Below are 12,700 nucleotides of genomic sequence, written 5' to 3' on the forward strand. Positions count from 1 at the left end.
GGTACCATCTTTTTATTTTAAACTTTCGTATCATGAAAAGATTAATTTATTCAATAAGTGCATCGGCCTTGATGGTTTTAATGGCCCTAAGTTCTTGCAAAAAAACAGCTGGTCCTGATCCAGAAAAACCAGATCCAAAACCACCTGTGGTAGTAGACGAGGAAAGAAGGAGAGAAGCCATTGTATGGGTTGATGCCCGTTCTAACGTATTTGGTACCTATGGCAGGTTAAGTGATACCGCCATGATCAAAACCACATTAGATACATTGAAAGATGTTGGGGTTACCGGTTTGGTATTGGATCTTAAAGGCTCATCCGGTTACACCATGTATCCGAGTAGTTACAGCCCGCAGGTTACCTCACAAGATGGTAAATCAATTCCGGCTGGGGTAGATTATGCAGGCTATTTTATCAAAGAAGCCAAAAAGAGAAACTTTAAGGTTTATGCTTCCATCGTCACCTTTGTAGAAGGAGAAACTTCTAAAGCAAGAGGAAAAGTATTTGAAGATGCACAATGGAGAGACCAATACCAGTCGGTAGTTTGCGATGTAAATGGCAACCGTGTTCCCGTAACCGGAACAGGAAAAAATGGCTTTGTCAATCCAGCGATCCTGCAGTTCAAGAGCGTGCATTAAACATCATCAAAGAAATTGTAGGTAAATACGAGCTGGATGGAATGCTATTGGATTATGGCCGTTATACAGACATCAGCGCAGATTTTTCTGATTTCAGTAAAAACGATTTCATCAAGTTCCTAGAAAACAAATACCAGGATTCGGAAGCCAAAAAAATGAGTTTCCCATCAGATATTGTAACCACCTGGAAGATCTCGAGTGACCAAGTAGTACCCAATGCAACAGGTAAATACTACAAAAGATGGTTATTGTATAGGGCAACCGTGATCCACGATTTCTTTGTAAAAGCAAGAGCTGCCGTTAAAAGCGTAAAGCCAACCATGAAATTTGGTACTTATGTGGGTGCTTGGTACACTACCTATTATCAGGTAGGTGTAAACTGGGCAAGTCAGGATTATGATCCATTTAACGATACCGACCTAAAATTCGATTGGGCCTATCCAGATTACAACAAAACAGGCTATGCAGAACAATTAGACCTATTAATGACAGGAAACTATTTTACCCAATTGATGATGAAAGACAATCCGGCAACGGCAAACTTGGCTTACCATTGGTGGAGCGTAGAAGGATCGTTAAAAGGTGGCAAGTACATTACCAGAAACAAGATGCCATTGTATGGTAGTATAGATATGGGCAACGTAGATTGGCCAGACCAGAAATCGATCAGCAATACCATTAAATACATATTAGATAATGCTACAGGTGGGGTAATGCTTTTTGATGTAGTACACGTATATGCGCCGCAATACAATAGGCTTAAACAACCATTGTGGGGCGCTTTAAGAGAAGGACTAAAAAAATAAAATGAAATTGAGGTCTGCTTTTCTGCTCTTTTTTACGGTGTTGGGCTTTTTTTTGGTTTCTTTTCAACCAGAAAGGTCAATACATGTAATTTTAAATGGAAGCGTTGTAGACCAACAAAATAAAGCAATTAAAGGAGTGATGGTAACAGATGGTACCAATTGTGTTTTTACAGATGCAAAAGGTAAATACAGATTGGAAAGTACCAACGAAGCCGATTTCGTGTACCTCACTGTTCCTTCAGGTTACGAAATCCCTGCCGATGATCATGTTGCCAAGTTTTACAAAGCGATACCTAAAGATGCCAAAGGTAGTTTTACGGCTAATTTTAGGCTCACAAAACTGAAACAAGATGATCATCGGCATTATACCATTGTATGGGCCGATTCACAGATCAACAATCAAGAACATGCCGATAAACTACAGCAGCAAGTGGTAACCGATACACGTGCACATGTAGCCGAACTGTTGAAAAAAGGACCGGTAACCGGTATTGCTGCCGGAGACATTTCGTGGGACCAACCCAACATCATAGCCGAATACAAAAAAGCAGTACATAACACAGGCATCCCATTTTTTCAGGTATTGGGCAACCACGATATGGATATCAATACCAGAAGTGACGAAAAATCAGACCAGACCTTTAAAAAAAGCTTCGGCCCTTCTTGGTACTCCTTTAACAGGGGCAATGCCCATTACGTGGTGCTAGACAATGTTTTTTATTACAGCAATAGCTATAATTACATTGGCTACATTACCGAAAAGCAGTTTAAATGGTTGGCGCAAGATCTGGCTGCGGTAAAAGCAGGTTCGCCTGTTTTTGTTTCCATGCACATTTCGGCTTATACCAACGAAAAAACGAGGGAGCAAAAAAAGGAAGACAATCCTGGTAACATCACCTTTAACAGGAAGTATCTTTATGAAATGCTTAAACCTTATCAGGCACATTTGTTAACAGGCCACACCCATTACAACGAGAACAGGATGGAAGATGGCGTATATGAACATATCCATGCTGCGGTTTGCTCGGCCTGGTGGACAGCGCCTGTTTGCGAAGACGGAACACCTGGAGGGTATGGCGTTTACGAAATTGATGGCAACAAGGTAAGTTGGTATTACAAATCGATAGGTTATGCCAAAGATTTTCAGATGAAGATCTATGGCCCAGGTACTTCTAAACTAAGGCCACAGGCCATTACCGCAAACATATGGAACTGGGATCCACAATGGACAGTGCGCTGGTACCAAGATGGTAAAGCCATGGGCAGTATGCAGCAAACTACAGATTACGATGCCGACGCGGTTAAATACTTGAACGGATCAGTTAAATATACTTGGATGAAAGCGAGATTAACAGACCATCTTTTTACGGCAACTCCATCATCGGGTGCAAAAATAATAAAGGTAGAAGCCATTGACCGCTTTGGGACGGCCTACACCGAAGAAATTAAATTATAGGATAACAAAAGGGATGCAGATCACAAGAAACCAATCTTTAGATGTACTACGCGGAACAGCCATATTGTTAATGGTATTGTGCAGTAGCATTGCCTTTGGTAAGGTTTTACCAGCATGGATGTTCCATGCCCAAACACCACCGCCATACCATGTGTTTAAACCAGAAGTGCCAGGCATTACTTGGGTTGATCTGGTATTTCCCCTTTTCCTTTTCTCTATGGGCGCTGCCATTCCTTTGGCCTTAAACAACAAAGCAGATCAGCAGCCCTTTTATAAAATAGCTCTGCAATTGGCTACAAGATTGTTATTGCTGGCCTTTTTTGCCATTTTTACCATGCATGCCAGAGCTTGGGTAATGGACAAAGTACCAACCCTTACTACCCATCTGCTTTCTATTGGCGGTTTCGTGCTGCTTTTCCTCATCTACGGAAATTGGTCTGCACATGTTAAAAAATACAGTGCTATGGGCATCAAGATCTTTGGCTTTGTAGTGGCGGCTGTTTTTCTTTACAGCTATCCTTTTGCCTATGGCCAGTTTAGTTTGGCAAAAAGCGATATCATTATCCTGGTATTGGCCAATATGGCCTTTTTTGGAGGCTTGATCTGGTACTTTACCAGAAACCACCCATGGTTAAGAATCGGTATACTACCCTTTGTAATGGCCATCTTTTTAGGAGCCAAAGAAGTAGATAGCATCAATAACCTTATTTTTAATTGGTCGCCAGCACCTTGGTTGTACCAGTTCTATTATCTTAAATACCTGTTCATCATTATTCCGGGTACTTTGGCCGGAGATTGGTTCCTTAAAGAGAACAAACAGGCAGAGCAGATCAGAGATTCTTCAAAAAAAATATTCATCGCCATAGCCAGTATCGCCACCCTATTGATCATAGTCAATTTATGGGGGCTTTTTACAAGAGCATTGGTGCTTAATTTGGTTTTAAATGCCATTGCTTGTATCGCCTTGGTTATTTTAACCAAAAAGATAAAAGCAGGTAAAACCATTAAGCAACTTACACAAGCGGGCATCTATCTGTTAATGCTGGGTTTGTTCTTCGAAGCTTACGAAGGGGGCATCAAAAAAGACTATTCTACCTACAGCTATTATTTTGTGTGTTCGGGCCTGTCGTTTTTTGCGCTGTTGAGCTTTAGCATTGTTGAACGCTTAGGTTATTTAAAAAACCTGATGGGTTTTTTGGCCGCAAACGGAAAAAATCCAATGATTGCCTATACAGCAGGCAATCTGTTCCTGATCCCATTACTTAAAATGACTACGCTCTCTGTTTATCTCGATGCCATGAGCACCAACGCCTTTAATGGCTTTGCTCGTGGCCTCATTTTTACAGGTATGGTAGCTTTGATCACCATATTTTTTACACGCCTTAAATTTTTCTGGAAAACCTAATACCCAAACCACATATCAATAACCACTTATAACCAACGCTATTGTGTCTAAACTTAAAACTAAAAATATAAACCCCATCTATTGGATTCCAACAACCTGGTTTGCCATGGGCCTGCCTTTTGTGGCCTTGTCGGGCGCAAGCTCTATCATGTACAAAAACTTGGGGATCTCTGATACCAAGATCGCCTTTTGGACTTCTTTGATCATGTTTCCATGGACGATCAAACCACTTTGGGGGCCCTTTTTAGAGATGTACAAAACCAAAAAGTTCTTTGTATACACCACACAGATCTTTACAGGTGTGCTGTTTGGCCTTTTGGCCCTAACCCTGCAAATGAACCACTTTTTTAGTTTCTCTATTGCCATTTTAACCATTATTGCCATCAGTGGCGCTACGCACGATACAGCAGCAGATGGTGTATACCTTAACGAACTCACCCCAAAGCTCCAAGCCAAATTTGTGGGTTGGCAAGGCGCATTCTATAACATTGCCAAGGTTTTGTCTGGAGGAGTATTGGTGTACATGGCAGGTCAGCTAGAAAAGAGATCGGTATCCAAAATGCATGGATGGTGGTCATGTTTACCTATGGGATCATCATGGTGTTATTAGGTTTGTACAACATGCGGGTAATCCCCGAAGGAAATGAAGTGAAAGAAGTAACTTCTGTAAAAGAAGGTTTTGCCACCTTAAAAGATGTGATCATTACTTTCTTTCAAAAGAAAAATATCTGGTTCAGTTTGTGTTTTATTGTTTTTTACCGTTTTGCCGAGGGACAGGCCATTAAGATCATCCCATTGTTTTTTAAAGCGTCCAGAGAATCTGGCGGTTTAGGGCTCAGTACCTCGCAGATCGGTGTGTTATATGGCGTTTTTGGGTCGATCGCTTTTGTGCTAGGTTCTATCGTTGCAGGTTATTACGTTTCGAATAAGGGATTGACCAAAAAAACGCTATTGATTTTATGTGCCTTTTTTAACCTGCCATTTGCCGCCTATGCCTTTCTGGCCATTGCCATGCCTCACGATATCTATGTGATCGCATCGGCTGTTGCCGTAGAGTATTTTGGTTATGGTTACGGTTTTGTGGGCCTGATCCTGTTTATGATGCAGAATATCGCCCCAGGTAAATACAAAATGGCCCATTATGCCTTTGGCAGCGGATTGATGAATTTAGGTTTCATGATCCCATCCATGATCAGTGGTTTGCTGAGCGATTATTTGGGCTACAAAGAATTTTTTATCTGGGTACTGATCGCCACCATTCCGGCCTTTATTGTAACCTGGTTGGTACCCTTAATGCCTGTTGAAAATGAACCAACTGAAACTGCCGTAGTATAAAATATTGACCAATTGATAGACCAAAACTTATGAATAGACTTTTTTTAATCTTGATCCTATTTGCAGTGCCGTTTTACAGTGGCGCACAAGAAAAAGCCGCCAAAGACAGTACCTATGCCAATGGCTACTATGTAAAGCGCCTTAAATATTTCGAAACCCTGCCCGTACAGAAAAACCCCATTGTGTTTTTAGGCAACAGCATTACCGAAGTAGGGCAGTGGCAAGATGTAATTGGCCTTAACAATGTAATCAACAGAGGAATCAGCGGCGACAACTCTTACGGTGTTTTTTACCGTTTAGATCCCGTGCTTAAACAAAAACCAAGCAAGATCTTTTATTGATCGGCGTAAATGACATTAAAAGAGGCACCCCAGTAGAAGACATTGCACGCAATTACGAAAGGATCATCCTTAAAGTAAAACACGATGCACCCAAAACCAAATTGTACCTACAGAGTGTGTTGCCGGTTACCGAATCGATATTGGCTTCCATTTACGACAATATCCGTAACCCACGCATCATTGCATTGAATAAACTGATGAAAGAACTTTCGGTAAAGCACAACCTGCCTTATGTTGATTTGTTCAATGTATTTAAAGACGAAAACGGACAATTGGTGCGCAGCCTAACAACCGATGGCCTACACCTACAGCCCGAAGCCTATGTGATCTGGGCCAATTACCTAAAGAAAATGAAATACCTATAACCTGTACAGATAAATACCATACAAGATGAAAATAAATTACCTATTCGCCACCCTATTCAGCTGCTGCACCTTTGCCGCTTCATTGGTCAATGCCCAAGAGGTGAAGATCGATAGCAGTTACAACAATACCTATTACCAAGGCCGTATGGAACTGTTCGTTACGCTTCCACAAACGCCAAATGCCATTGTATTTTTAGGCAACAGCATTACAGAACGCGGCATGTGGCACGAGCTGCTGCCCGGCAAAGTGGTAATGAACAGGGGCATAGGTGGCGACAATACTTTTGGTGTATTGGCCAGGCTGGCACCGATCGTTGCCAGTAAGCCCAGCAAACTGTTTCTGCTGATCGGCATCAACGATATTGGCCGTAACCTGCCCGTTTCTGTTATTGCAGATAACTACGAAAAGATCGTGAAGCGCTTTATAAAAGACTCGCCAAAAACCACCTTGTACCTGCAAAGCGTACTGCCCATGAACGATGAGATCCTAAAGGCAGCTTATCTTAAAAACAAAGGCCACCTGATTGTGCAACTGAACGAAAAGATCAAGGCCATTGCCAACAAATACAAGCTCACCTTTATCAACCTGCACGAAGTATTTAACGATGGCAAAGGCAACATGAAACCAGAGTTGACCATCGATGGCATCCACATCAACCCGCCGGCCTATGTGCTTTGGGTAGATTATTTAAAAAAGAAAAAATACCTGTAACCGTATGAAAATTACCGGAACATTTATAGACGAGATCTCGCACGATATTCCGCACCAAAATTGGGGCAGGGAAGAGTGGGACCGCGATTTTGCACACATGAAATCGGTTGGTATAGATACCGTGATCCTGATCAGAAGTGGCTACCGTAGGTTCATTACCTATCCGTCTCTATATCTCCAACAAAAACACGGCTGTTACCAACCACCTGTAGACTTGGTAGAACTGTACCTGCAGCTGGCAGATAAGTACGGCATGAAATTTTATTTCGGCCTGTACGATAGTGGCAAATATTGGGATACCGGAGACATGAACCACGAAATAGATGCCAATCGTTATGTGATCGATGAAGTATGGAAGCAATACGGCCATTACAAAAGTTTTGGTGGCTGGTACCTGAGCATGGAGATCAGCAGAGGTACCAAAGGTGCTACAGAAGCTTTCCGCACGTTGGGGCAGCAATGTAAAGACGTAAGCAACGGACTGCCTACCTTCATATCGCCATGGATCGATGGTAAAAAAGCGGTAATGGCAGCTTCAGCACAACTATCTAAACAAGATTCAGTGTCGCTACAAGAGCACGAAAAAGAATGGGGAGATATTTTTCAGGGCATTAGCGGTGCTGTAGATGCCGTTGCCTTTCAAGATGGACATATCGATTACCACGAACTGGACGACTTTTTTGCCGTAAACAAAAAACTGGCCGATCAATATGGCCTGCAATGTTGGACCAATGCCGAAAGTTTTGACAGAGATATGCCCATCAAATTTTTGCCCATCAAATTTGAAAAACTTCGCCTCAAGCTAGAGGCTGCCAGAAGAGCCGGTTACGACAAGGCCATCACCTTTGAATTTTCTCATTTTATGAGTCCACAGTCGGCCTATGCCCAGGCCGGACATTTATTTAACAGATATAAAGAATACCTACAAGGATTGACAATTTGATCGCAACGATGAAGAACTATAGTGAAATTTACGAGAAAGAATTAATAGAAAATGTAATGCCATTTTGGATGAAATATTCCAAAGACGAAGAATATGGGGGCTATTTCAACTGTTTAGATCGTTACGGAAACGTTTTCGATACCGATAAGTTCATGTGGTTGCAGGCCCGTGAGGTATGGACCTTTGCAACCCTGTACAAACTACAAGAGGCCAGACCAGAATGGTTGGAAATGGCCAAACACGGTGCCGATTTCTTAGAAAAAAATGGAAGGGACCAAGAAGGCAACTGGTACTTTACCCTAAACCAAGCCGGGAAACCATTGGTACAACCTTACAATATCTTTTCAGACTGTTTTGCAAGTATGGCCTTTGCCGCCCTGTACAAGGTAGATCCACAAGAGCGCTATGCAGAAATAGCCAAAACCACCTTTTTTAACATCCTTAAACGTAGAGATAACCCAAAGGGGAAATACAATAAGGCCTATCCCGGTACACGTAGCCTAAAAAACTTTGCCCTACCCATGATCTCAGCAATCTTTCTTTAGAGATGGAGCATCTATTGGATAAAAAACTGGTAGATGACCTATTGAAAGACGTGATACACGAAGTAATGGAAGTGTTCTACCATCCAGAAAGTGGCCTGATCTTAGAAAACGTGCAGTTAGATGGTTCTTTTTCAGATTCATTCGATGGCCGTTTGATCAATCCGGGACACATTATCGAGGCCATGTGGTTTATTACGGATCTAGGCGTAAGGCTAAACGACCAAAAACTAATTGAAAGAGCTACAGAAATTGCACTCCACAGTTTAAATTATGGCTGGGATAAGGAGCATGGAGGCATCTTCTATTTTATGGATGTAAAGGGGCATCCTGTGCAACAGCTAGAGTGGGACCAAAAACTATGGTGGGTACACCTCGAAGCCTTGGTATGTATGGCCAAAGGGTATGCATTAACAGGTAACGAAGACTGTAAACAATGGTTTGAAAAACTACATACCTACGCTTGGGCCAATTTCCGTGATCCAGAACATGGCGAGTGGTATGGTTACCTTAACCGCAAAGGCGAAGTGCTGTTGCCTTTAAAAGGTGGCAAGTGGAAATGTGCTTTCCATGTGCCTAGGGCTTTGTTGCAGGTTTATAAAACTTTACAGGCTACCAAACATAGTCTAGAGGCTGTAGGGCGTTAGCTTTTTAGAGTAGAATTAGTTTCTACCATACATTAGTGGTTCTGTCGCTTCGCGGACAAACTTTTTTCCAGCAGCTGAAAAAAGTATGCAAAACCGTAGCGATAGCGAAGCTCATTTATACCTCTAAAACTATAAGGATTTATAAATAAAAAGCCGCGGCTGCGCCCTGTTCTTTTAAAGAGAGTGGTTTGGCCAATTAGTGCAAGCCGAACAGGCCAAGGCCGATTTGAGTGGAACGAAGAGGGGTTGCTAAGGCTGGAGATTGTTTTAAAGCTAAAACCGAAAAAGTAAATCTTTTTGCAAATAAATAATAAATAATAAGTTGGTAAGGGTCAAACGAAGGATGTATCGTTTGGCCCTTGTTTTTAAAGCTAACCTAGGTTCTGTAATACATGTTGTCAGTCTGAGCCTATCGAAGACAATGAACCAATGAACCAATGATGCTAATGAACAATTGAACCAATGAACCAGTGTCATCCTGAGCTTGTCGAAGGACAAATTTTTTTTATTTTCTCCACAAGAACTATGGCTAATCCAAGTTTTTTTCTGCCATCCATTTGGCCAGTTCAGCCTTAATGGCTTCGCCCATTTTTTTCTGGTTGGCAGGGTTTTCCAAAAAGTCTTTACTAACACCATTGTCGCCCACCTCTAGCAGTACCCTATATTTTGCCGTATTTACATTTTCGTCAAGACTATAAAAACCCCTTTTGCCAGTGCTTTTGCAAGTATAATCGTTTCTACCCGTAGAGCTGTCTAACTGCACACCCCTGTTTTCTAAATCTGTAGCCGCACTAACTGCAGCGATCAATCGGGCAGCCAGCACCCTGTTTTCGGCCTCATAGGCATCACCTTCATGTATAAAACCCCAGATCGCATGTCGCTTGGTGCCACCGTTGTTGTGTACAGCAATAAAAACATCAGGTTTCCTTTTGTTAGATTCTATCAGTTCATAAGCATAACCAGATATTTTGCCATCAATAACAGCTGTGGTATGCTCAATAATGGTATTGCTACCTTGGTTGTTATGGTGTAGGTTGGGCTGGTCTAAGCTCCATACCTTAAATTCTTTTAGCTTAGGTTTGCTGGCCATGGCCGCTTCAACAATACCATTGCAGGTTTTGGCCTCACTAAAATCTTTGCCGGTATCCGTTTGGTGCGATGGTTGCCATACCACAACAGCTTTAGGTTTTAAAAGCAGGCTTTCTTTCGCCTCAAAATGGTTAAAAAAAGTAAACGTTAATACAAAAAGGAATAGCTTGTTCATAATTAAAAGAGATTGATTGCTTAAATATAAGCATTAGTATCATTAGTTCAATTGCTCATTAGTTCATTGGTTCAATTGTTCATTGGTTCAAGCGTAAACTGCCAACCACCAACCCCAATTCTTTAAACCTTTTGTCATGCTGAGCCTAGCGAAGCACCCCCATGTAGCCAATAAAAAACCACATAGGCACATAGTAACACATAGATTTGCCTAAGGTGTTCTTAGCTGGTAAAAAATAACCACCTAAGCCTTTTGTCATGCTGAGCCTAGCGAAGCATCCCCATGTAACCAATAAAATAAACACCACATAGGCACATAGTAACACATAGGTTTACCCTAAGCTGTTCTTAGCTATCTTATATGGTAAAAAATAAACCACCTAAGCCTTTTGTCATACTGAGCCTAGCGAAGCATCCCCATGTAGCCAATAAAAAACCACATAGGCACATAGTAACACATAGATTTACCTAAGGTGTTCTTAGGTGTCTTAGATGGTGAAAATTAACCACCTAAGCCTTTTGTCATGCTGAGCCTAGCGAAGCATCCCATGTAACCAATAAAAAACCACATAGGCACATAGTAACACATAGGTTTATCCCTAAGCTGTTCTTAGGTGTCTTAGATGGTGAAAATAAACCACCTAGCCTTTTGTCATGCTGAGCTTAGCGAAGCATCCCCATGTAGCCAATAAAAAACCACATAGGCACATAGTAACACATAGATTTATCCTAAGCTGTTCTTAGCTGTCTTAGATGGTGAAAATTAACCACCTTAGACACCTTAGTTAACCTAAGTTTTGTTCTGCTCAATTTTCTATGTGACCTACCTGCCTACCGCAGGCAGGTGTTCCTATGTGGTGAAAAACAAACCACCTAAAACTTAATGTTCAAACCAAACCACTACGCACTATACTTACCCACAAACACCATGGCATTTTCAACCTGCTCATGCCTATGCACAACCACATAGCTCAGCTCAACTAGGTTAATTAACCCATTAACAAAAGCCAACATCTCTGTAGTGTCCTGTGCATCGGCAGTAGGGGCGTTGTGCAATACCCAAGCCTGGTAAAACAACCTGATGTTGGCACGGGCAACATGCAGGGGCAGGGTATAAAAAATATTGCCCAATGCATCCTCGGGGTGTGCAATCTCATCGTCGGTTAGGCCCGTAGGCTGGTAGTTTAGTTGTTGCAATAATGTTTCCATAGTATATAGGTTTTATATTGTTGTCATGCTGGGCCTAGCAAAGCATCCCCATGTAATTAAATTAAAATTGAAACGCCCCTCTTAAAGTTTCAATCCACATTCAGTACCTCAAAGCCCATTTCATCCCCACCAAAACTTTGGATCAACCGTAACGTTTGCACCAATTGTTTATACTGGGCAGAGTGCAGGCCATAAGTAGTAATTACAAAGTCTATCCCACGTTCTTCTGTAAAAGTTTCGTCTGCGGCAAGGCCATCTTTGGCTTTAATGCCAAATAACCCAAAAAGTTTTTTTAAGAAAATGAATTGTTTCATGGCTCGTATGTTCTACGAGTCTCGATGGATGTAATAACTGTGGGCTCTACATACCGTGGTCACCTTAAAGTTTCTGAAGCCTAACGTTAACACGGATTTACAGCAGAGCCCACAACTATTTAATATGCAAATATAGCATATAGCAATATAGCTGTGGATATTAATCTGCTGACTTGCGTTAACGGCTTCAGAATTGTGACCGCAAGACTCTTATAATATCTTACTAAAAAATATAGGCTAATGTATAAATAAAAAATGATTGTGTCAATATTGACACTAAATTATTTTTAATATTGTCCGATTTTTCTTTTATGAAAGCAGAGTTTCACGATTTATATAAAGTTATCGGTGCAAATATTAAGTTCTTTAGAATTGAACTAGGGTGGACTCAAGATGAATTGGCTAGTCGGTGCAGTGTAAATAGGGCTAAAATCAGCAAGATTGAGAATGCAAGAAAAGATTATATGCTCTCTACCTTATTAGAAGTTTGTAAAGCATTGAATAAAACATTAGAAGAGGTAATAGACAGATACTTATACGTGCAATATAAAACAGGCCTTTAAAAGAGTAATATAAAGTAGCTCCTTTTTCCTATATAGAAAAGAGTAATCCTTCGTAATAGTCTATAAGATATTAATTGCTAAGTATATTTTGTTAAGTTCCTGTTGTTTAGCGGTATTTTGTTTATATTGGATTAAATAGATATAAATTATAAATACAATTAATA

General features: G+C 41.2%; 16 protein-coding genes. 13 read left to right on the forward strand and 3 right to left on the reverse strand.

The window, feature by feature from the left end:
- The first annotated feature begins 32 nt into the window (after positions 1-32).
- The 12 genes from ACFJIZ_RS00655 (at position 33) to ACFJIZ_RS00710 (ending at position 9,187) form a co-directional block, all read left to right on the forward strand.
- Positions 33-635 (forward strand): hypothetical protein, encoded by a 603-nt coding sequence (locus ACFJIZ_RS00655; protein ID WP_379089717.1) that lies wholly within the window; start codon positions 33-35, stop codon positions 633-635.
- A gap of 320 nt (positions 636-955) precedes the next feature.
- Positions 956-1,441, forward strand: a complete 486-nt coding sequence (locus ACFJIZ_RS00660) for an alpha amylase family protein (RefSeq protein WP_379093809.1) — start codon at positions 956-958, stop codon at positions 1,439-1,441.
- Between the two features lies 1 nt (position 1,442).
- Positions 1,443-2,897 (forward strand): calcineurin-like phosphoesterase C-terminal domain-containing protein, encoded by a 1,455-nt coding sequence (locus ACFJIZ_RS00665; protein ID WP_379089719.1) that lies wholly within the window; start codon positions 1,443-1,445, stop codon positions 2,895-2,897.
- A 13-nt stretch (positions 2,898-2,910) separates the two neighbouring features.
- Positions 2,911-4,302, forward strand: coding sequence for a DUF5009 domain-containing protein (locus ACFJIZ_RS00670; protein WP_379089721.1), 1,392 nt, complete (start codon positions 2,911-2,913; stop codon positions 4,300-4,302).
- 43 nt (positions 4,303-4,345) lie between these two features.
- Positions 4,346-4,912, forward strand: coding sequence for a hypothetical protein (locus tag ACFJIZ_RS00675; RefSeq protein WP_379089723.1), 567 nt, complete (start codon positions 4,346-4,348; stop codon positions 4,910-4,912).
- Complete coding sequence (locus ACFJIZ_RS00680; RefSeq protein WP_379089725.1) at positions 4,900-5,637, forward strand: hypothetical protein; 738 nt, start codon at positions 4,900-4,902, stop codon at positions 5,635-5,637. The genes ACFJIZ_RS00675 and ACFJIZ_RS00680 overlap by 13 nt, the downstream gene beginning before the upstream one ends.
- 29 nt (positions 5,638-5,666) lie before the next feature.
- On the forward strand, positions 5,667-5,978 hold the full coding sequence (locus ACFJIZ_RS00685) for a hypothetical protein (RefSeq protein ID WP_379089726.1): 312 nt from the start codon (positions 5,667-5,669) through the stop codon (positions 5,976-5,978).
- Positions 5,975-6,343 carry a GDSL-type esterase/lipase family protein gene (locus ACFJIZ_RS00690; protein WP_379089727.1) on the forward strand — a complete coding sequence of 123 codons (369 nt, stop codon included), beginning with the start codon at positions 5,975-5,977 and terminating at the stop codon, positions 6,341-6,343. The genes ACFJIZ_RS00685 and ACFJIZ_RS00690 overlap by 4 nt, the downstream gene beginning before the upstream one ends.
- Positions 6,344-6,368: 25 nt before the next feature.
- The gene (locus ACFJIZ_RS00695) at positions 6,369-7,055 is read left to right on the forward strand and encodes a GDSL-type esterase/lipase family protein (RefSeq protein ID WP_379089729.1); all 687 of its coding nucleotides are present in this window, start codon (positions 6,369-6,371) and stop codon (positions 7,053-7,055) included.
- A gap of 4 nt (positions 7,056-7,059) precedes the next feature.
- On the forward strand, positions 7,060-7,998 hold the full coding sequence (locus ACFJIZ_RS00700; RefSeq protein WP_379089731.1) for a DUF4434 domain-containing protein: 939 nt from the start codon (positions 7,060-7,062) through the stop codon (positions 7,996-7,998).
- Between the two features lie 8 nt (positions 7,999-8,006).
- Positions 8,007-8,543, forward strand: a complete 537-nt coding sequence (locus tag ACFJIZ_RS00705; RefSeq protein ID WP_379089733.1) for an AGE family epimerase/isomerase — start codon at positions 8,007-8,009, stop codon at positions 8,541-8,543.
- 2 nt (positions 8,544-8,545) lie between these two features.
- Complete coding sequence (locus tag ACFJIZ_RS00710; RefSeq protein ID WP_379089734.1) at positions 8,546-9,187, forward strand: AGE family epimerase/isomerase; 642 nt, start codon at positions 8,546-8,548, stop codon at positions 9,185-9,187.
- Positions 9,188-9,716: 529 nt separating this feature from the next.
- Here the strand turns inward: ACFJIZ_RS00710 and ACFJIZ_RS00715 are convergent.
- From ACFJIZ_RS00715 to ACFJIZ_RS00725, 3 genes are all read right to left on the reverse strand, one after another.
- On the reverse strand, positions 9,717-10,451 hold the full coding sequence (locus ACFJIZ_RS00715) for an N-acetylmuramoyl-L-alanine amidase (RefSeq protein ID WP_379089736.1): 735 nt from the start codon (positions 10,449-10,451) through the stop codon (positions 9,717-9,719).
- Positions 10,452-11,350: 899 nt separating this feature from the next.
- On the reverse strand, positions 11,351-11,659 hold the full coding sequence (locus ACFJIZ_RS00720; RefSeq protein WP_379089738.1) for a hypothetical protein: 309 nt from the start codon (positions 11,657-11,659) through the stop codon (positions 11,351-11,353).
- An 89-nt stretch (positions 11,660-11,748) separates the two neighbouring features.
- Positions 11,749-11,973: a hypothetical protein gene (locus ACFJIZ_RS00725; protein WP_379089740.1), complete on the reverse strand. Its 225-nt coding sequence runs from the start codon at positions 11,971-11,973 to the stop codon at positions 11,749-11,751.
- Positions 11,974-12,284: 311 nt separating this feature from the next.
- On the opposite strand from ACFJIZ_RS00725, the gene ACFJIZ_RS00730 reads away from it, so the two are divergent.
- The gene (locus ACFJIZ_RS00730; RefSeq protein WP_379089742.1) at positions 12,285-12,536 is read left to right on the forward strand and encodes a helix-turn-helix domain-containing protein; all 252 of its coding nucleotides are present in this window, start codon (positions 12,285-12,287) and stop codon (positions 12,534-12,536) included.
- The last annotated feature ends 164 nt before the right edge of the window (positions 12,537-12,700 follow it).

Origin of the sequence: Pedobacter sp. UC225_65 (assembly GCF_042698365.1) — a bacterium.
Lineage (GTDB): Bacteria > Bacteroidota > Bacteroidia > Sphingobacteriales > Sphingobacteriaceae > Pedobacter.